14 protein-coding genes are annotated in these 20,627 nt (G+C 48.9%); 5 read left to right on the top strand and 9 right to left on the bottom strand.

Annotated features, from left to right (window positions below):
* Positions 1-40: 40 nt before the first annotated feature.
* The 4 genes from HZA49_05165 to HZA49_05150 all read right to left on the bottom strand — a co-directional run bounded on the left by HZA49_05165 (position 41) and on the right by HZA49_05150 (position 7,506).
* Positions 41-4,183: a hypothetical protein gene (locus tag HZA49_05165; GenBank protein ID MBI5778826.1), complete on the bottom strand. Its 4,143-nt coding sequence runs from the start codon at positions 4,181-4,183 to the stop codon at positions 41-43.
* Between the two features lie 79 nt (positions 4,184-4,262).
* Entirely contained in the window at positions 4,263-5,897 is a 1,635-nt protein-coding gene (locus HZA49_05160; protein ID MBI5778825.1) for a hypothetical protein, read from the bottom strand.
* 11 nt (positions 5,898-5,908) lie between these two features.
* Positions 5,909-6,652: a hypothetical protein gene (locus HZA49_05155; protein ID MBI5778824.1), complete on the bottom strand. Its 744-nt coding sequence runs from the start codon at positions 6,650-6,652 to the stop codon at positions 5,909-5,911.
* The gene (locus HZA49_05150; GenBank protein MBI5778823.1) at positions 6,604-7,506 is read right to left on the bottom strand and encodes an AAA family ATPase; all 903 of its coding nucleotides are present in this window, start codon (positions 7,504-7,506) and stop codon (positions 6,604-6,606) included. Before HZA49_05150 ends, HZA49_05155 begins: the two co-directional genes overlap by 49 nt.
* A gap of 171 nt (positions 7,507-7,677) precedes the next feature.
* Here HZA49_05150 and HZA49_05145 point away from each other — a divergent pair, with 171 nt between their 5' ends.
* Positions 7,678-8,406, top strand: a complete 729-nt coding sequence (locus tag HZA49_05145) for a LexA family transcriptional regulator (protein ID MBI5778822.1) — start codon at positions 7,678-7,680, stop codon at positions 8,404-8,406.
* 275 nt (positions 8,407-8,681) lie between these two features.
* On the opposite strand, the gene HZA49_05140 is transcribed toward HZA49_05145, so the two are convergent.
* The 3 genes from HZA49_05140 to amrB form a co-directional block, all read right to left on the bottom strand.
* Positions 8,682-9,752, bottom strand: a complete 1,071-nt coding sequence (locus HZA49_05140; GenBank protein ID MBI5778821.1) for a hypothetical protein — start codon at positions 9,750-9,752, stop codon at positions 8,682-8,684.
* A gap of 91 nt (positions 9,753-9,843) precedes the next feature.
* Complete coding sequence (amrS, locus tag HZA49_05135; protein MBI5778820.1) at positions 9,844-10,953, bottom strand: AmmeMemoRadiSam system radical SAM enzyme; 1,110 nt, start codon at positions 10,951-10,953, stop codon at positions 9,844-9,846.
* A 35-nt stretch (positions 10,954-10,988) separates the two neighbouring features.
* Positions 10,989-12,587 (bottom strand): AmmeMemoRadiSam system protein B, encoded by a 1,599-nt coding sequence (amrB, locus tag HZA49_05130; GenBank protein ID MBI5778819.1) that lies wholly within the window; start codon positions 12,585-12,587, stop codon positions 10,989-10,991.
* Between the two features lie 96 nt (positions 12,588-12,683).
* Between amrB and HZA49_05125 the strand changes: the two genes are divergently transcribed.
* The 3 genes from HZA49_05125 to HZA49_05115 all read left to right on the top strand — a co-directional run bounded on the left by HZA49_05125 (position 12,684) and on the right by HZA49_05115 (position 17,057).
* Entirely contained in the window at positions 12,684-14,810 is a 2,127-nt protein-coding gene (locus HZA49_05125; GenBank protein ID MBI5778818.1) for a TonB-dependent receptor, read from the top strand.
* 914 nt (positions 14,811-15,724) lie between these two features.
* Positions 15,725-16,183 carry a helix-turn-helix domain-containing protein gene (locus HZA49_05120; GenBank protein ID MBI5778817.1) on the top strand — a complete coding sequence of 153 codons (459 nt, stop codon included), beginning with the start codon at positions 15,725-15,727 and terminating at the stop codon, positions 16,181-16,183.
* Between the two features lie 4 nt (positions 16,184-16,187).
* On the top strand, positions 16,188-17,057 hold the full coding sequence (locus tag HZA49_05115) for a helix-turn-helix domain-containing protein (GenBank protein MBI5778816.1): 870 nt from the start codon (positions 16,188-16,190) through the stop codon (positions 17,055-17,057).
* Between the two features lie 39 nt (positions 17,058-17,096).
* Here the strand turns inward: HZA49_05115 and gatB are convergent, their stop codons facing one another.
* Positions 17,097-18,548 carry an Asp-tRNA(Asn)/Glu-tRNA(Gln) amidotransferase subunit GatB gene (gene gatB, locus HZA49_05110; protein MBI5778815.1) on the bottom strand — a complete coding sequence of 484 codons (1,452 nt, stop codon included), beginning with the start codon at positions 18,546-18,548 and terminating at the stop codon, positions 17,097-17,099.
* Positions 18,549-18,757: 209 nt separating this feature from the next.
* Between gatB and sppA the strand changes: the two genes are divergently transcribed.
* Positions 18,758-19,729, top strand: coding sequence for a signal peptide peptidase SppA (gene sppA / locus HZA49_05105; GenBank protein MBI5778814.1), 972 nt, complete (start codon positions 18,758-18,760; stop codon positions 19,727-19,729).
* A gap of 25 nt (positions 19,730-19,754) precedes the next feature.
* Here the strand turns inward: sppA and HZA49_05100 are convergent, their stop codons facing one another.
* Positions 19,755-20,621: a glycine--tRNA ligase subunit alpha gene (locus tag HZA49_05100; protein MBI5778813.1), complete on the bottom strand. Its 867-nt coding sequence runs from the start codon at positions 20,619-20,621 to the stop codon at positions 19,755-19,757.
* Between the last annotated feature and the right edge of the window lie 6 nt (positions 20,622-20,627).

The following is a 20,627-nucleotide window of genomic DNA, read 5'->3' as shown; positions in this document are numbered from 1 at the left end:
CGTTTTATTAACGTCTTTAATAAAAAGGCGCGTTATAGTCCTATTTTATAAAGCTATCTTTAGAACCCTTAAGGCGTTTCTGCAGATTTTCAATCCACTTCTTGACCTTCTCATGGTCAACCGCATCCGGCGCTAATTCCAAATATTTAGAATAGCAGAAGATTGCCTTGGAAGCATTATCTATGTTTTCATCATATATTATACCCATATTGTAATAGTACGTGGCATTCTTGGGCGCGAGCACCAAGGCCTTCTCATAATACTCTATGGCATCGTCAAATAGCCGGCTGGTCGTGGCGTATTCAGCCAGTTTGGCGTAAAAAGACGACCTCTCCCGCGTGAGGGTATCTTCCATCGCCTTAACCCGTTCATTGGCTTCCCGTAAACGGTTGAGATAATCCGTCTCTTTCTGTTTCATCGCCTCGGCAATCTTCTCGTTCATGGTAACCTTAATGCCCGCCATCTCTTTTTCCAGGGTGGAATTCTTCTGCCTGAGGTCTATTTCCACCTTCATATAGTTGTTTATCTTGCCTTCCGCGTCTTCTAACCTTGACAGGTAATTACTTTTCATATCCCGTTCCTGCTTGATGGTCGCCTGCATATCGGATTCCTGGCTCTTTAACTGATTCTGCAGTGAGGCAACAGATTTATCCAGCGTGGCGTTCTTGGTCTGTAATTCAGAAACCTGCCATTGGGCGCCTCTTAAGGTTTCCCGGGTGGTATTCAGGTCGCTCAGGGCCTGCTGGTATGATTCCCGCTCCTTCTTAAGCGCCTCGTTAAGCTCGTATTCCTGCACCTTGATTTTGCTCTGGAGTGCCGAGAAGTCTTTGAGCAGCTGGTCATTCTTATCCTTCAAGGAATTATTATCCTTGGTTACAACCGTCAAACTTAATTCGTTCTTGCTCTTCTCCTCTTTTACCTTTTCGCGCTCATCTACGGCAACCTTAAGCGACTTGGACAGGTCGCCCACCTGTTCTTTAAGAGTTACTACTTGCGAATGAAGATTGGCAACCGTACTCCCATTCTGCGCCTCCACGTCTTTAAGCGTCTTCTGCAGCGAACGCAGCTCTTCCTCGCTCCTGGCTGACAACTCTTTTGTCTTGGCTATCTGCGATTCTGCGTTCTTAAGAGATATTATTACATCTTCCTTGTCCTTCTGAAGCAGGGTAATCCTGTCATTGGCATTCTTTAAATCTACAGTGACCTTCTGCCTCTCAATTTCAACGGACCGGTAATCTTTGTCCCGGGATTCATATTTCGCTTCCAATGACTTATTGGTATCATCATAACGCTTAATATCCTTTTCCAGGGAACTAACCTTATCCATGGTAAACCTCAAACGACTGAGGGTATCGTCGCGCTCCGATGTGGCCGAACGCAACTTGTCATTGAGCTCAGTTATTTTGGTCCTGGCCTCGACTTCCACCTTAGACAATTGCTTTTCTAATGACCCGTTTCTCTCCTTGTAATCCTTATTGTCCTTGGAAAGCATCATTACCTGCTCATCCCGGTCTCTCAGCTGCTTGTCCTGCGATTCCGCCTGCTTATTTAATTTCTTGTTGTTGGCAGTAAGATTTGAAACGTCTGATTTTAGCGTGTTAATATGCTCCTCATTCTTCGCCTGATTTTCCTCGTGCTTTACCTTGTCATCCAGGGACTTTGCCTTTTCCTCGCTTAACGCGCCTTGCAAAGAAGCGAGTTCGCCGGCTTTAGCTTTAATATCCTTGTCAAGCTTAGCTAATTGCTCCTTCTGGCCCTTGTTCTCCTTAGCCAAAAGCCCTAATTGTTCATTAAGATCCCTAAGCTGCTTATCCTGCGATTCCCTTTCCGCGCCCAATTTCTTGGCCGTATTATTAAGCGCTGTAATTTGCTCGTCGCTCTTAACTATTTGCTCTTTGGTTCGTGCCTCTGCTTCCTGGTATGATTTCTGAATTACGGCTGACTGCTCTTTTGATTTACGTTCCGCTTCCTGTGACATCTTAAGGGCATCGGCAATAGCCGCCGATTCTTTTTCCAGCTTACTTCTCGACTCTTCGCTCTTGGCAAGTTTGCTGTTGAGCGCAACCGTATCTGATTTAAGAGCAACCAAATGTTCCTGAGATTTACGCTCGGATTCCTGAGTAGCTTTTAGTGTTTCTGCAAGCGTTGCTAATTCCCTTTCCGTTTTACCCCTCAACTCTTCGCTCTTGGCAAGCTTATTCTGGATGTCGGCATTAACCTGCCTTATTTTGCTTACTTCCGCATCATAGGCCCTAAGCGTTTCTGAAACCGCCCGATAGTCCTTGTCAATCCTGACCCTCGCCTCTTCAATACCGGCCTTTTCCACCCTAATCTTTTCCTTTTCATCCGTTACCTGCGCAAGAGATTTGCTCAATTCCGCTATTTTGGCCGAAAGCGTAGTCTCCTTATCAGCCAGCTGCCTCGAAGCAATATCCAGCTGGGTCTTAAACTGGGTTATTTGGGTGTCCAATGCGATTGACTGGGTCTTGAGATTAGTATTCTCCTTGCGCAGAATATCGGCCTGTACCTGTGATTCCTTAAGCCGTTCCGCGGAGAGCTTCTTCTCCTCATCCGAAGATTGTATTTTCAGATTAGCATTCTCAACCTGCCTCTGCAATTCCGTGTTTTTGGCCATCTGCATCTTGTACTCTTCGTAATACTTATATTTTTCCGCCTGTTCTGATTTCAGGCTGTTTGCGGCTGACTGCAGGTCGGACTTTGTTTTGGTCAGCGAATCCTGCAGTCCTGTATTCTGGCTGGCCAGCGCAGTAACCTGGTCTTCATTCTTGCCTATCTCAGTTCTCAAGCGCGCCTCTATTTCACGCGAGGACTTTTGGGCGCCGGCTAATTGCTCTTTTATTCTGGCCTCTGATTCCCTACTGGTCCGCAGCGTTTCTGAAACAGCCGTATATTCCTGCTCTAATTTAGCCAGGCTCCTCTGGGTTTTCTGGTATTCCGATTCGGTCTTCTGGAATTCCTTGTCTCTTGATTCATATTTGGCCTCCAGGGATTTCTTACCATCCTCCAGACGCCTGATATCTTTTTCCATAAGCACGATTTTATCATCGGCCGACTTCCACTTTATCAGAACATCTTCTTTCTCTGTGGTCGTCTTGCGCAGGTCCTCGGCAAGGATTTTATTCCGAGACTTAAGGTCGTCCGAGAGCTTGGCAAGCTCATTAATCCGGCCTGTTTTTTCCATCTTTTCGGTTTTTAACTCTTCGGAGAGCTTCCGGGCGGTGTCTTTCTCGGCCGAAAGCTCTTTGGCTAGTTTATCGCTCAACTCGCGGTATTTTTTGCTCTCGTCATAATACTTGCCCTTTTCGGACTTCTCGGCATTAAACTGGACATCAAGTCCGTCTCTTTCCCGGTTTAGTTTCGCAACCTGCTCCTTGGAATCCGCCAGGAGCGTCTTAAGCAACGATAATTCCTTGGCCGTTTCCTTGGATTGCTGTTGGAGCTTGGCATTTGTTAAAATCAGACCGGCATTTTCCTTGGAATAGTTGTTATTGGCTTCCCTGAGGTCGCCGGACTCTTCCTTTAATTTATTCTTCTCCTGCGTCTCGTTGCGCAGCTGTTTGTCATAGGTAGAAACCTTCTTTTCCAGCGCTGCCTTCTCGTCGCGGAGCAAACTGTTTTCCGACTTGTTTTTTTGGTATTCGGTGGTGACGCTATCGCGCTCAGACTGGACCTTTCGGAGAAACTCCCTGACATCATCAAGTTCCCTGGTAATCTTCAGCTTCTCCTTTTCGTATGAAACCCTGGCTTCATTCTGCGCCTGCCTGATTAATGGTTCTACGGTAGCCTGCCGCTCAGTCTCCAAAACTGCCTTTTCGTTTCTGGTCTTGGCAAGTTCCGTTCTGGTGGCTTCCAATTTTTTCTTCGCCGCATCGCTCTCTGTAATAAGCCGTTCCGTACGGCTGAGGGCGTTCTGGTATTCTGCCTTGGCGGCATCTCTTTCTTTCTGGAAAGTGACTAGCTGCTCCGCGATACGCGTATTATCGTTTAATGAATTTTTCTTGTCCGAATCATATTTCTCTTTCACCTGTTCCAAATCAAGCTGCGCCTTCTTTACATCCACGAGTAAAGACGACCTGGACAACCCCAGCCATAAGCAGGCTACCGTTACCAAAATAACATAAACAAAGAAAACCATGGCAATGAATTTCCTTAATGTCTCCATATCAAACCTCCTATTACTCGCTGTTAGCGATTAGTAATCGTTACAGCGAGTTATCCCGGCAGTATTTGCCGGGATGATTTTATCTTACGGGTTTCAGTTCTTTCGGCTCTTTCGTATCAAACTCATATTGTTTAGTTTTGATTGAACTGTCGGCATCACCGGTAATAATATGCGGGGTAAGAAAGATTATGGTCTCGCTTTTAACCAGGTATTCTCTTTTGGAAGAAAGCAGCTTGCCGATAATAGGGAGCTGCGAGACTATCGGAACCCCGGCATAAGACGTTTCCTTTTCATCTTTAATAATGCCGGCAATAACTATGGTCACGCCGTCTTTAACCATTACGTTGGCGGTGCTGGTTGCTTTTTGTATAATCGCCGGGTAGGGGTTGCCCTGCCCGGTAATTCTCCACTCGAGCACCTTGGTAATATCAGGTATGATTTCCATGATAATATATCCGTCCTTATTGATGGAAGGGGTTAATTCCAATTTCACGCCTTCTTCAACATACTCCTTGGTCTCCGAAGTTCCCGCCGTGGTGCCGGCTGCGGCCGAACCCACCACGGTAGTGTAATATTGTATCGTATTCCCAACATGAAATTTCGCTTTCTTGTCAGAAAGGGTCAATAATCTCGGCGCTGAAATAAGTTTATTATTGCCAAAGCTTTGTAACGCCTGGAGCACGTATTTATAGTTCCCCTGCGGGAAGGTGCCGACCGTGCTGGTCAAATTTATCTTTTTTGCCGCATCAGCCACAACCGGGAAATTGCCCTCAAACTTAAAGTCCTTGAATTTAGAAAATCCGGAGAATACCTGGTCCCACTTAACCCCCATATTAAACTCATCGGTAAGCTGAATCTGCACCATCTTGGCTTCAATCAGGACCTGTTTGGTCTTGCCGTCAAATTCGTGGACTAGGTTAGTGATTTTCTCCAGGACTGACGGATGGTCGGTAACGATAAAACGCTTGGTTCTCTTATCCACCTTGATATCGCCGTAATTAGGGGTAAGCAAGGCCGTAATCAGCGGGTTAATCTCATCTACACCGGCGTTGCTTAATTCAAAGGTCAGCGTTTCAGGAGGAACATCCAATTGCTTGATAAGTTCTTCCATCTCCTTGATTTTATCCTGCACCTCGATGATAACCATCGTTCTGGTGCCGTTATCAGGCAGAATCTTGGAACTGACATTCCTAGACTGGATATTTTCCAGGAAAGTCGCTACCCGGCTGGGCAGAACATTCTGCAGTTGATATGTCTTGACCACCAATCTCGAGTTATACGGTTTGCCGTAGAGCGCCTGGTATTCGGCCTCGGTCATAATGTTGATAATATCTTTTCCCTTTATCTCCTTAGCCAGTCCGTTGGTAATCAGGACGATCTCCAGGGCGTCGCCGATGGTCACGTTCTCCAGAAGGAAGGTCAGCTGTCCGCTCACTGATTTTGTCGCCACGATATTAAGCGACCCTTTTCTGGCGAACAAACGCAATAAATCGCGGACCTCGGCGTTCTTAAGGTTGGCGGAAACAGGTTTAGCCAGAATCTGTTCCAGTGTCAGCGGGGCCTGTTCAGTCGGAGTAATAGGTTTCTCTTCGGTAACGGCTGGCGCTGAAACAGGTTCTTTCTCAGCCGGCGCTGTATTGGGCGCCGGTTCCTGGGCGCCGCAAATCAACGCCGCCATCAGGAACAAGACCGTCAACAATAAATAATTTCTCATAATACCGCCTTTTATTTGTCCGTCAGCATTAATATCCCATCCTCGTTTTCATGCCGCAAAGTGACCTTATCCTTGGAAATCTCCTTGATTTCTATATTGACATTCTTCATATTACCGGCCTGCTCGACATTAATCCTGAAGGTATCGCCTTTTGCCAGGCACAGGACATCGCTCCCGTTATCAATCAGGGCCAAGCCGCTGGCAGCAGATTGCGGCTCCCAGATGACTCCGATGAGTTTAAGATTCTTCAACACATCGGCTATGGCCGGTTTCGGCTCTGCGCTCGTCGATTGCGTCCCGGTCGGAACGAAAGCCGGCGTCCTGACCGTCTCTATTACCGGCGGTTTATACATATCCATAAAGATATCCCGTTTATCCAGTTCGCTATAATATTCGCTGATATCAGGTTGTTCAGTTATATCATCCGGCCTCGGATTTCTAATATTGGGCTCCTCTATTACCGACGTATCGGCCGAGACCACGCTCCAGACCGCGTAACCCAAAAGCACCGTGATTACGACCAGGCATAAACGATTGACGGTCTTGAGCGATATCTGTTTGCCAAACCCAACAAAAGCCGCCAGGAATAAAATAATCCCGTTGATAACGACCCGGGGACCTAACCTTTTCTTTTTCCCCAGCACGATCGTCAGTCCATCATTCGGAGACGGCGTCTCCTCCAGGCCGGCCGGCTTCTCAATCAGTCTCAGAAGGTGTTCTTCTGGGGTGATGTTGTCCTGTCTGCTAAGTGCCATCCGTTCTTCGCCTCCTCGTCAACGATTTCTTTAACAACTCTGTTATCGACCACCATTTTACCGTTCATGACAATACTCTTTAGCGCCTTGTGGCATAACAACGATACCTTGCGCGGATAACCGCGGGTGCACCGGTATATTTCCTTGACCGCGTCCTCGGTGAACAAGCTCTTATTTATCCGGTAGCCGGCCTGGGTCAGCCGGTAATTTATCATCTCGCCCACCTCATCCTGGTCCAGCGGATTAAGGGTATACTTAAAACTCACCCGGTCTATCAGATTGGCGATATTAATAACCTTGGAATGTAATTCCAATTGCCCGAGCAGGACCACCTGAAGCAGTTTGGCGATATTGGTCTCATAGTTCAGCAGAATCCTCAGCACCTCCAGCGAGGTCTCGGAAAGTTTCTGGGCTTCGTCAATAATCAGAACGACCGTCTTGTTTTCATCCACTCCTTTGTGGAACAGGAAATTCTGTATGGCCTCCTTCAACTCGCTCACGTTAACCGGGTCTTTCCGGGCATCATCCGGGGTTTCCACGCCCAGCGGCTTGGCGATGCCGAAGGTCCGGGCCAGGGAAGCCAGGAAAGCCCTTTCGTCTTCATAAGTCGGGTCCAGGACAATATGGAAAATAAATCCTTCCCGCAATGACAGCGCCTGGATTAATTTGCGGCTCAGGGTCGTCTTGCCGGTCCCGATATCGCCCAGAATTACGCTCAATCCCCGGCGCAATCTCAATTCGATCACCAGATTGGTCAGGGCCAGCTTATGGCCGCGCGATTCGTAGAAGAACAGCGGGTCAGGACTGGTGGAAAACGGCTCGGTTTCCAAACCCAATATTTTATAGTAACTCATTTATCTATAATATGTTACTGATAATAACGCCCGGATATAATACACCCTTATATAATATACCCATATTCCGCTAAAAAACAAGTCACTTTATATATAAATATCGGATTTTCCTGGACTTTTCTTGATATAAATCTTAATATTCCCGTGTCTTACCGTAATTGCTTATATAGTATGGAAAAACCCTTATCCCCCTGGCAGGTAATTGAAAAGCTCCGGGCCGCCAAAGGCATTCCCAAGAAAGCCCTGGCCGATAAACTCCAGATAAATTATAATTACCTGGTCGACCTGCTTAACGGCCGGTACCAATCAAATATCGACGACGAAAAGATACGGATTATCTCGTCGGTATTGGATATCCCGATAAACAACCTGCTGGATGAACTCCATGATATCCATCCCAATGATACCGCTCCGGCCGCTTTGGAAAAGGCCCCGATGCCTGCCCCGCCGCCGCCCGCAGAACCGCCTCAGGCGCCCCTGGTCAAAATACCGGTTTTCCGGATAATCTCCGGCAGCAAAATAGACCCGTTTTTTAACCAGTCGCTCTTATGGGCCCAGAAAGAAAAAGAAATGGAATTCCTGTGCGGGCCGCTGGTTGAGCCGGCGCTGGGAGAACCGCCCATCAGAATTGCCGTAAAACTGGAAGACAATTCATTGTTCCCGCCCTGCCTGGCCGGCAGTGCCTTTATAGTAGACACCCAAATCAAACCCCGGATCGGCGATATCGTATTGGCGGTCCTGCAGAATTATCGGGCCTGGATTATAGAACTGAACAAGATGGATTCGCTCCCGGAAGAAAAGTTTATCTTCCGACCGTACAATGCCGACTATGAACCGATAATGATTGCCCGCAAAGATGTTCTGGCGATTTATCCGGTGGTCTGGATTCACCCGGCGTAGCGCGGTACTGTCAATCCTTAGTCTGTAGATTATTAACTAACACGTCATTTCTGCGTAAGCACGAACTCACAGAGACCGCGATAGCGAATCCGATATTTTGCTTCTGGATTCCCACTCCCCGTTTTCACGGGAACAAGTTTACCCCTGCGAAAGCAAGGGTAGGAATGGCATAAGAAACGCATCAACTGAAATAAACTTTCGCAATATAGCAGATATAATAATGGATTAAACAACTACAGTGATTGTTATCCGATATGATTTAGTAACCGGCGGTTTTATCTATCCGGGCTGAGCGCGCTCTCTTCATCTGGCTTGAGCCGCTTTTCGATTTCCTTCTTGACGCCTTCGATTCTGGCCTTCATGCTTGGAGTAAAAGCCACTTTATGAACCTCCATCATGCTTAATATCAGGGTGCAGCATTCCACGATGGTGTTGTCTGCTGAGAGTTTCTTGGCAATCGCCCGATCACTGCTCTTGGTCCGGTCCTCAAAAGGCACCGCGTCGCCTTCCTGCAATAATCTCTTGAGAAGGTTTATCATGGTATCCATGCTGTCAATGCTGTCCTGGATGGCCCGTTTGAGCAGTTCCTTGACCCGTTCGGTTTCCTTGGTCACGTTATCCATCTTGCTGACGCTGGAAAGCGCGGACACATAATTATCCTTTGACTTGGAGAAATAGGCCAGCGAGCTTCTTTTCTGGTTGGTATCCTTGGCATCGCGCCAGGATTCGCAGGCCTTGAGGTATTGCTTGTCGCCGCTGTCTAAAGGTATAAATATTTTGGAGACCACATCAGAACAAAATACGGCAATCTTCTTGGATGATTCCGCAACTTCTCTAATCACGTATACATCGTCTTCCAGCGCCTTGCGGGCGCTGATTTCTTTTTCAAGATTCTGGTCGGCGATTTCCCGGGCTGAGATTTCCGCTTTGGCGCGCGCCTCGGCTTCGCCCTCTTTGGATTCGGCATCCTGCTTGGCTTTCTCGGCCAATGCCTTGGCCGACAGCGCCTCCTCCCGGGTCTTTTCAGCTTCCTGTTTTTCCTTTAACGCCTTGTCTTTTTCATCGTCGGCGGACTTGACTCTGGTCATGGCCTGGGCTGAATCCGATATGGCCTTGTCGGCCTGTTCTCTGGCTTGCTTGGCCTGGACTTCGGATGCTTCTCTGGCCTTCAGGGCGTCGGCCTTCTCGCTATCCGCCTTTTTCTTGGCCTCAAGGGCTATATCTTTCTGGTCTTCGGCTGCCATTCTGGAATCTATGGCCTTATTGCGCTCGGTAAATACCAGGAAAATACCGGCGATGGCCGCAAGGAATCCTACTATAATCAACCCGTATAATATGTTTTTCATATAGTACTACTCTCCTTGGTTTTGCTATATATAGGTAGTATACCAACTATTAAATAAAAATCAAGAAAAATATGATAAATTTATCAAATATTCACCCGGCCCAGACCCCGGGTATCAGGGCCGAACAAAACGGGCATTTGCCCTGCTTTATCAGGGTTTCCGCTATCCGGAAGCCCACCCGCTTTATTATCGGCTTTTGGCAGGCCAGGCAATAGGTGGATTCAGCCGGATGATTTGCAATATTTCCCAGATATACGAACCTCAAACCGGCCTCTTTGGCAATTTGATGGGCGTCTTCCATCGTCTGTACCGGCGTGACCGGCAGGTTCTTGAGTTTATATTCCGGATGGAATCTGGAGAAATGCACCGGCACGTTGTCGCCTAAGTTATTCTTTATCCATTCACACATCTGTTTAATCTCTTTGGCGCTGTCATTCAGGGTCGGGATTATCAGGACCACCACCTCAAACCAGATGCCAATCCTCTTCAGGGTCAGGAGCGTATCTAAGACCGGCTGAAGAGAGCCGTTGCAGTATTTCCGGTAAAAGTCGTCAGTGAATGCCTTGAGGTCTATCTTGACCGCGCTGAGATGTTTGCAAAGTTCGCGCAGCGGCTCTTCGTTGATGTAGCCGTTGGAAATCATCACGCTGTGCATCTTCTGCTCACGAGCCAGTTTGGCAATGTCATACATATATTCGTAATAGACAACCGGCTCGCCGTAGGTAAAGGCAATCACCTTGGCTTCATTCTTCTTCGCCTGCTCGACAATTTCTTTCGGCGTAAGATTATAATTATCCATCTGCTCGGGCTTGGATTGTGAAATCTGCCAGTTCTGGCAGAAACTGCATCCGAAATTACACCCGGCCGTGGATAACGAATAGGCCTGGCTGCCGGGCAGAAAATGGAACAGCGGCTTTTTCTCTATCGGGTCAATGTTAATGGTGCAGGGTTTGGAATAGACCAAACTATAATAAACTCCGTCGTCATTGAGTTTATTGCCGCAGATGCCCCGTCCCTGATTCAGCACCTTGCACTTTTTCGGGCAGATGAGGCACTCCACTACTCCGTCATCAAGTTTCTTGTAGTATGCTACCTCCTTGCGTGTGTCCTTGGCCGGCTCGGCAGAAAGTGTTCTGTTCTGCGCCAGAAGCGATATCGCGGCGCAGCCGGCGGCTGATTTCAGGAATTGTCTTCTGTCCATACGCTCTACGCTCCACGCTATACGCTCTACGCTTTTTACTCTTTCTCCCCAAACACCTGTGCGGTAAAGACCATAAACTCCGCGTCCTGACGCCAGGCGTCCTTGTCCAGTCCAGCCTTCATCGACAGCTGATTAAGCATCTCATCCCGGGTCCAACCCTGTTCCGGCGCCACCTGGGGCAGGAATACCGCATTACAACCGTCCTTCATCAGATAAACCCCGTGCCTACCAACCACGATATCCTTATAACTGGCTACCTTTTTCATCGGCGACAGGACCGAAATCTCTATGTCAATATCCGGTTCCTCCTTGGCCGTAACCGGATTATAGTAAAAACGGGAATCCTGGGTCGAATGCACCGTATACTCTATCGCTTCCTGATAAAGCGGTTCCGGGTCAAATATGCGGCCGATACAGCCCCGCAATTCACCGCGGTTCTTTAAGGTGACAAATATGCCCCGCTTCTCCTTTAGCCGGGCCGTCAATTCCTTCTCGTTAAATTTAGGCGTCTTTTTGTCATTCAAATAGACCTTCAGGGTCTGCCGGGCCAGTTTGAGCAGGGCGGCCTGTTCTGACTTATCCAAATCATCCCCGGCCTGTTGAGCTGATGCGTTCTTGCTGAATGCGATACAGGCATAACTAACGCAGTGGGCATAGTCGCCGGACAAATCACCCGATGTATAATAGTCCAGCAATGTTACTTTATTTTCTCCACCTAAGATATTCAGCAATAAGGCAATCGGCTTATAACCGCAGACCGTGGCTCCGGTGGACCTGATATACTTCTCAAATCCGTCCGGAGAGAGTTTCACGATTTGCTCAATGGCGCCGTTGTCCAGTTTCTTGAGATTGGCCTTGATGCTGTCCGTGAAAGGCACATAGCCGAAATCCTCGCCGTAGTGCGTGAAGTCCGAACTGGCAATGACCAGTGTCTGGTCATCCACGACCTCCTTGATGATGGACGCCACGGCCTGAAAATCGTCCACATCACCGACCACCAAAGGCACAATCTTATAGCCATCCGCCAGCACGGTCTGCAGGAACGGCAGTTGAATCTCCACCGAATGCTCGTTCTTGTCAGCCGCGGCCTGGTAACTGAAAAGATTAATTCTCTGCAGGAGTTTATCGCAGGCCTGTCGGTCCACCGGGACTTTGCCCAGCGGCGTTTCATAATGCGTGGCCTGGGAAACCGAGACCCCGTTGAATCCGACCCGATGGCTCGGACCCATAATGATAACCCGTTTATATATCTTGCCTTTGAGTAAGGAATAACCATAGGCAGCGCAGGGACCGGAATACTGATGCCCGGCATGCGGCACCACCAGGCCAACAACATCCTGCTTCTGGTCAACGCCTTTGGGTAGTTTCACGGCATCAAAATACCTGGCAATCTCCTTGCGCAGGGTGTCGGGATTAGCCGGATACCAACTGCCGGCCAGGACTGATTCACGAATGTTCATAACTTGCTCCTCTGAATTTGATGTTTGGTGTTTTGTATCTGGTATTTGATTATTAGTTATTGATGCTTGGTCTTTGTTGTTTGGTGTTTGGTTATTGGAATTTGGTGTTTGACTATCCGGTCCGCAGCCCACCACGCAGATAAAAATAGCCAGGCCCAGCAAACTGTGTTTCATGGATATTTATTATAGTATCGGTTCAGCAGTTTGTCAATCCAGACCGCAAAAAATCCAAAATAAAATGAGCCGCAACGCCCTTTTATTCGTTTATATATGTCAGGTTATAGAAAGGTTGCCGGCTTGATAAAGAATAAATGGCTGGTTATGGCTCTGGGATTATGGGGCGTTGGAGTGTTAATAAGCGCCGATACAGCCCAAACAAAGCCCGACGAAATCATCGTCACCGCCTCGCGCACCGATGCGAAGCCGTTTGAAACGGCTTATATCACCGAGGTCATTACAGCTGATGATATCCAAAACAGAAAATTCAGCCGGAGTATGCCGGAGATATTCTCATCCGACCCGTCGGTGACAGTCCAGAAGACCTCCCAGGGCCAGGGCTCGCCGTTTATTCGCGGCTTTACCGGTTTCCGCAACCTGCTCCTGATAGACGGCATCCGGCTGAACAACTCCGTATTCCGGGACGGGCCTAATGAATATTGGAATACGGTTGATTCATTCACTATCGGACGATTAGAGGTGGTCAAAGGACCGGCCTCGGCGCTTTACGGCAGCGATGCTATCGGCGGGACGGTCAATGTCATCACCATTTCTCCAGAACAGGAAAAAGGATTCTCGTATCGCGCCTCTGAACGTTATGCCACGGCGGACACATCAAGTGTTGCCCGGGCTGAAATCAGCGGCGCTTTCAGCCCATCCATTAGGATGCTGGCCGGCGCTTCGGACAAGGACTTCAACGATTTACAAGGCGGTGCGCATACCGGCACACAGCCCAAGACCGGCTACCAGGAAATGGACTACGACCTCAAAGCGGAATATCTCATCAACAAGCAGGACAAACTCTTCCTGGCCCACAGCCGAGTCAACCAGCCCGATGTCTGGAGAACGCACGCCACTACCTTTGGCATCTCCTGGCAGGATACCACCATCGGCACAGACAAGGAACGCTCGTATAACCACCAGCGCCGCCTGACCTACTTACAATACTATAAAGACGATGCCGGTTGGCTGGGCGATAAGGCAAAGTTTTCCCTCTCCTACCACAGCCAGGACGAGCAGTTATTCCGCAAGAGAAGCAATAACAAGATGGAACGTTCCGGCTTTGACGTCAACACCCTGGGTCTTTCGGCACAGATGGAACGGGCGACTTCATTAGGCCATCTGGTTTACGGCGCTGAATTCTACCGCGATAATGTGGATTCATTCTTGCGCAAATACCTGGCCAGCGGCGCACTGGAAAGCATTGAGATTCAGGGTCCGGTGGCCGATGACGCGACCTACGATTTAGCCGGCCTATACATCCAGAATGAATATCCGCTAAAACCATCATTGAATCTTACTGCCGGCCTTCGCTATACACAAGCCATCGTTGATGCGGATAAGGTCAAAGACCCAACGATTGTCACACCCACCACCATAGCCATCTCCGACCGATGGAGCAATCTGTCCGGTAATCTGCGGTTATCCTATATGCCGACTGAGAAGTGGAATATCTTCGGCGGCATCTCGCAGGGCTTCCGGTCGCCGAACCTCTCCGACCTAACGCGGCTGGACATTGCCCTGTCCAATGAAATAGAAACGCCATCGCCCAACCTAAAACCGGAGAACTTTCTCTCTATTGAAACCGGCTCTAAAACAGAGACCGATAAATTCAGCGCCCAAGGCGCCTTTTTCTATACTATAATTAACGATATGATTGTCCGCTATCCGACCGGCGTAACCATCACCGGATTAAACGAGGTGCAGAAGTCAAATGTGGGCGATGGGAATATCTACGGGCTGGAATTCAAGGTGAACTACCGGTTTGATAATATCTGGTCTGTCTTTGGCGGCGCGAGTTCGCAGCGAGGCCAGGTGGATACCTATACCTCGCCCGGCGTTAAATCACGACAACCAATGACAATGATTCCACCAACCCTGGCTATTTTCGGTATCCGCAGAACTGATGCGGCCGGCAAATGGTGGTCAGAACTGGAAACCAAGATGGCCGACCGTCAGGACCGGCTCTCGCCTCTGGACAAACTCAATACACAGCGAATCCCGCCGGACGGCACGCCGGGATACAGCATCTATAACATCAGGGGCGGCGTCAACTTGAGCCGGATATTCCGACTCTCCGTGGCAATAGAAAATCTCGGTAACCGCGACTACCGGACCCACGGTTCGGGTAATAATGAGCCGGGCCGGAATGTGATAATATCAATCGGCGGGTCATTTTGAATTCCAGGATAATTCCGCGTTAATTCAAATGATGCCAGGTCACTCCGCTGCGTTTTTTCCTAGATACCCCCCTGTCTGTCCTTAACCAGGGGTAAGAGTTATCTATACTCCGGGTATGAATAATCTTCACCCCGGGTATGGGTAATCTTCACTCCGGATATGGGTAATCTGCACCCGGGATATGGATAATCTACACCCGGGATATGAGTAATCTGCACTCCGGGTATGAGTAATCTGTACCCGGGATATAGATAATCTACACCCGGGATATGGATAATCTACACCCGGGATATGAGTAATCTACACCCGGGATATGAGTAATCTACACTCCGGGCATGAGTAATCTGCACTCCGGATATGAGTAATCTGCACCCGGGATATGGGTTATCTGCACCTGGGATATGGATAATCTACACCCGGAATATGGATAATCTACACCCAGGATATGAGTAATCTACACCCAGGATATGGGTTATCTACACCCTGGGTAGGGGTGGGGATACCAGTCAGTGACATAAGGTGTCATAGTTTGCAATATCTTGCTACATTCCTTGATATGTTTTGATATATTTGCTAATATATAAGATGATTCAGATGGCTCGCCTGCCGGCAGGCAGGTAAGAATTGGCCTGTTTTGCGGCCTGGTTACCCCTGTTTTTCATTGAATACCGGGCCAAATACTCGTTATATTGGGCAAATATGGCCAAATAAACTGTATTTTTTGGTATAAGTGGAAAGATAGACTTGCGAATGTGGAAATATTGATTTGCTGAATCAGGCAAGATTGACTTGTCGTATGGAATTTCTAAGTTTAATAGAGATTGCTTCGCTAACGCTCGCAATGACAATAGTTCATATGGTCATTGCGAGGATCCTGGCTACGAAGCGACGAAGCAATCCAATTTATTATTTATATGCCTAAACCACCTATTTTTATCCGCCTGGAACAGGCCGAGTGCGCCCGCCTGACCTTTTTTATGAATCGGATGGCGCTCAAGGGAAATCTCCGGGCAAAACTCCGCGGCCAAGCCGTATGGTTATCCCATCATTTCCGGACCATCAAACAGATTGCCGAGCAATTGAACTGCTCCAGCCGTTCGGTTTATACCTGGCTCAGGCGGTATCGGAAAAAAGGACTGGACGGACTGTCCGAACCAGCCAAGCCCGCCAAATTAACGCCTGAGCAGATTAACCAGATATTAAAAACCGGCAACTATCTGGCCGCGATGCGGAGCAAGAAATATGTGCCCACCTGGAGTTATCACAAGACGGCCAACTGGGTGCGCGATCAGTGGCAGATTACGATTTCAGCCGAACGAATCAGGCAGATTATTAATAAGGAATTATGGGCCAGCGGCCCGGACCGCCCTTAATCTTATGTTGAATGTAAAAGACGTCTGTAAATATTTCGGTGTCTCTGTCATTACGGTTTACCGCTTAATCAAGTCCGGCAAGCTGCCGGCCAGGCGATTGGCCGGCCAGTGGCGCTTTGAGCAACACGACTTGGATAGATTACTTACCTGCAAATCCCCTGCCCAATCTGTAATTAAACCAGACCTGATGACCCTGAATGAGGTCTGTGAATATTTGGGTCTAAGCCGGTTTACTATATACCGATTGATCAAGTCCAACAAAATACCAACCACAAAATCAGGCGGCCAATGGAGATTCGCCAGGAATGATGTCCGGAAATTTCTGACCCGGGGACGCGAGGTACCATCCCATGTATTAGGAATGAATTTTGAGGGTGGCGTATTGAACTTAAGCGAGGCATCCAAGATATTAGGCGTCAACCGCCGAACCATCTACCGATTAATCAAGGACGGCAAACTTCCGGCCACCAAGATTGCCGGGGTCTGGCGTCTTATCAAGACCGAGCTGGCCCGCTATATGCTCAACCGGAAATTCAGATACGCTCCTGACGGCATCCACGGCATCTTCTTTTCTGAACAGGTGCTGGACAAATACCGCAAGAAGAACGAGGTCTATTATGTCACGGACAGCGCCTATGACGGCCTGGTGGGCAGCCGCCAGGCTTATCACGACTATAAAACCCTGCGCAGTTTAAAGGCCATTCCCAAAGACGACCGGTTCTTTGCCGAGGTGCATTATCGTAAGGTGCCGGTCAAGGGCGGATTCATCCTAACCATCAGCTTCGAGCAATACCAAAAACTGCCCAGAGAGGAATACGTGCACTGGTCCGGATTTCGCGTGCCGGATAAACAATTGAGACAGATGCAGTTGTAACTGCAACCACAGATTAACACAGATAGACACAGATAAACCCTATGAACTCAGATGCTTCTGGAGGAGCATTCGCACCTTATCCGGCTGGGCCTTGCCTTTGGATGCCCTCATAACCTGGCCCAGAAGCGATTCCAAGGCGTTCTTCTTGCCGCCTTTGTAGTCACCCACAATCTTCTCGTTCTTTGATATGACATCTTTGACATAACCCTCAATAACCGAGTCATCGCTGATTTGCGCCAAGCCCTTTTGATTAACAATATCCAATGCGGATAGATTACCCTTGAGCATCTCGGACCAGACCTCCTTGGCCGCAGTCGAGGTTATCTTCTTATCATCAAACAGTTTCACCAGTTCCACCAACCCTTGAGGCATCACGGTTAACTCCTGAATCTCCTTTTTGGTGTCATTGAGATACCTGAGCACCTCGCTTAATATCCAGTTGCCGATACCCTTGGGGTTATTATACAATTTCACGCAGGACTCGAAATAGTCAGCCAGCGCCTTATCCTGCAACAGCACCCCGGCATCATATTCGGACAGCTGGTATTGCTTGACGAACCGTTCTTTGCGCTGGACCGGCAATTCAGGCAGGGAATCCTTTATTGATTTTAGCCAGTCCGGAGAAATGGTAAAGGGCATCAGGTCCGGCTCAGGGAAATAGCGGTAGTCCTGGATTTCCTCCTTGGAGCGCATGGACCGGGTCTCGGCCGCCTCTTCATCCCAGAGCCGGGTCTCGCCTGACACGGCCTGGCCTTCCTTTAACAGCCAGGCCTGGCGGTTGGCTTCAAACTCCAACGCCTTGACCACGGACTTGAATGAATTAAGGTTCTTGATTTCGGTCTTGGTGCCTAATTTGGTCTCCCCTTTTTTACGCAGGGAGATATTGGCATCGCAACGCAGAGAGCCCTTTTCCATATCGCAGTCCGAGACGCCCAGATAAATCAGAATAGATTTTAGCGCAATCAGGTATTGATATGCCTCATCCGGCGAGGTAATTTCCGGATTAGAGACGATTTCCGCCAGCGGCACGCCGGCGCGATTCAAATCCACTAAGCTGTAATCTAATTTCGCATTCCGCGTTCCGCATTCCGCATTTGTATCTTCCGGATGCACCAGCTTACCGGAGTCCTCTTCCAGATGCACCCGGGTAATACCGATTTTCTTATCCTTTGTCTCCAGCCAACCATGCTGGGCAATCGGGATATCGTATTGTGAAATCTGGTAGTTCTTGGGCAGGTCCGGATAGAAATAGTTCTTGCGGTCGAACTTAGTGGTCGGAGCAATGGCGCAGTTAAGGGCCAGTCCCACCTTAATGGCGTATTCAAAGGCCTTTTTATTCATTACCGGCAGGACCCCGGGCAGGCCTAAACAGACCGGGCAGGTCTGGCTGTTGGGCTCGGCTCCAAATACCGTAGCGCACCCGCAAAAGAGTTTGCTGTCCGTCTTTAACTGGGTGTGCACCTCCAGGCCGATAACTATTTCGTAGTCCATAAATCAAAAAGAAACCACAGATTACACAGATTTCATTGATTATAATAACATCTGTGTAATCTGCGAAATCTGTGGTTGCATTTATACTATTTCTTATTGACTATTTCCATTTATATGGTAGAAATTTTATAAGTAACCCCGATAAATACTATCGGGGTAACTGGCTGTAAAGCCCTATTGGGACTAACAGCCAGTAAGGAGAACCGATTATGATAAAAAAACTATTGTTGCTGTCAATCGCATTGATAATGGTCAGCGGATGCATCTTCCTGCCCTCGCTGGACTTGGAAAAGAAATGGGAGGAACAGTTCGTGACCGGCGACGAATCCAGCTCTGACAAGATTCTTATTTTACCTATTCAGGGCGTAATCATGACCCAGGAAACCTCGTCCCTGCTGGCATCCAAAAACGCCTGCACCCCGGATAAAATACAGGAATTATTGAAACTGGCTGACGACGACATCCACATCAAGGCGGTTATCCTGGTGATAAATTCACCGGGCGGCGGCGTGACGGCCAGCGACATCATCTACCGGACCATCAAGGAATTCAAGCAGAAACACCCGGACAAGCCGGTGCTCGCCCTGATGCAGGACACGGCCGCCTCGGGCGGTTATTATATCTCCTGCAGCGCGGATTATGTCATGGCCCATCCGACCAGCATCACCGGGAGTATCGGGGTAATTTCCATGTTCTTCGCTTTGGAAGACCTGATGGGCAAGATCGGGGTGGAGACGGCCGTAATAAAATCCGGCAAGGCCAAGGACACCGGCTCGCCCTTCCGCAAAATGACGGCCGAGGAAAAGGAATATATGCAGAAAATCATCGACGAGATGTATAACCGGTTCCTGGATATCGTGGCTGAGGCGCGCAAGAGCTCGCTGAGCCGGGATGAAATCAAGACCATTGCGGACGGCCGGATTCTGACCGGACAGGAAGCGCTTAAATCCAAACTGGTGGATTCGGTCGGCTATATGAGCGACGCCTATAACAAGACGCTGGACCTGGCGCATCTCAAATCCGCCAAGGTCATCAGGTACCAGAAAAGCAGCGGGCTGTTTGATAATATGTTCATGGGCCCGACGCCCTCGCTGGAATTGACCTACTTAGCCGAGCTGGTCCTGAAGACCAACAGCAGCCAGTTTATGTATTTATGGACTCCGGAGATGATTGGTAAATAACTGTCTACCGAATACTGACTACTGTCTACTTCATCAAGGGGTAACCCATTTCCTTGCGCATATTAAGATAACCGATGGCGCAGGCCCGGGCTATTTGGCGTATGCGTCCGATGTAATGCTGACGCTGGCTGACCGCGATGGCCCGCCGGGCGTCCAGGATATTAAAGGTGTGCGAACATTTCAGGACATAGTCATAGGCCGGCAGGACCAATCCCTTTTCCACCAATGCCTTGGCCTCTTTCTCGTACATATCAAATAACTGGGTCTGCATCTGGGTATCGGCCACCTCAAAGTTATATTTGGAGAATTGGACCTCGTCTTCGTGATGGATATTGCCGTAGGTCACGCCCTTGACCCATTCCAAGTCATAGACATTATCCTTTTTCTGGATGAACATGGCAATGCGTTCCAGGCCGTAGGTCAATTCCAGCGCCACCTTCTCCAGTTCAATGGTGCCGACCTTCTGGAAATAGGTGAACTGGGTGATTTCCATTCCGTCAATCCAGACCTCCCAGCCCAGGCCGGTGGCGCCCAGGGAAGGCGATTCCCAGTCGTCCTCGACGAACCGGACATCGTGTTTCTTGAGATTAATTCCCAATTCGGCCAGGCTTTTGAGATATATTGCCTGGGCATCAGCCGGCGCCGGCTTGATAATCACCTGATACTGGTAATAATGCTGGAGGCGGTTGGGATTATCGCCATACCGGCCGTCGGTCGGCCTGCGTGACGGCTCAACATAGGCGGCCTTCCAGGGTTCGGGTCCGAGCGCCTTAAGGAATGTAGCCGGATTGGATGTGCCGGCGCCCTTTTCAATATCATAAGGCTGGACCATCGCGCATCCGTATTTGGCCCAGTAGCGCTCTAATTTAAGTATTATTTCTTGAAAGGTCATGGGATA

This window comes from Planctomycetota bacterium, assembly GCA_016235865.1.
In the GTDB taxonomy this organism is placed as follows: Bacteria; Planctomycetota; MHYJ01; order JACQXL01; family JACQXL01; genus JACRIK01.
This window is presented reverse-complemented; position numbering and strand designations above follow the sequence as displayed.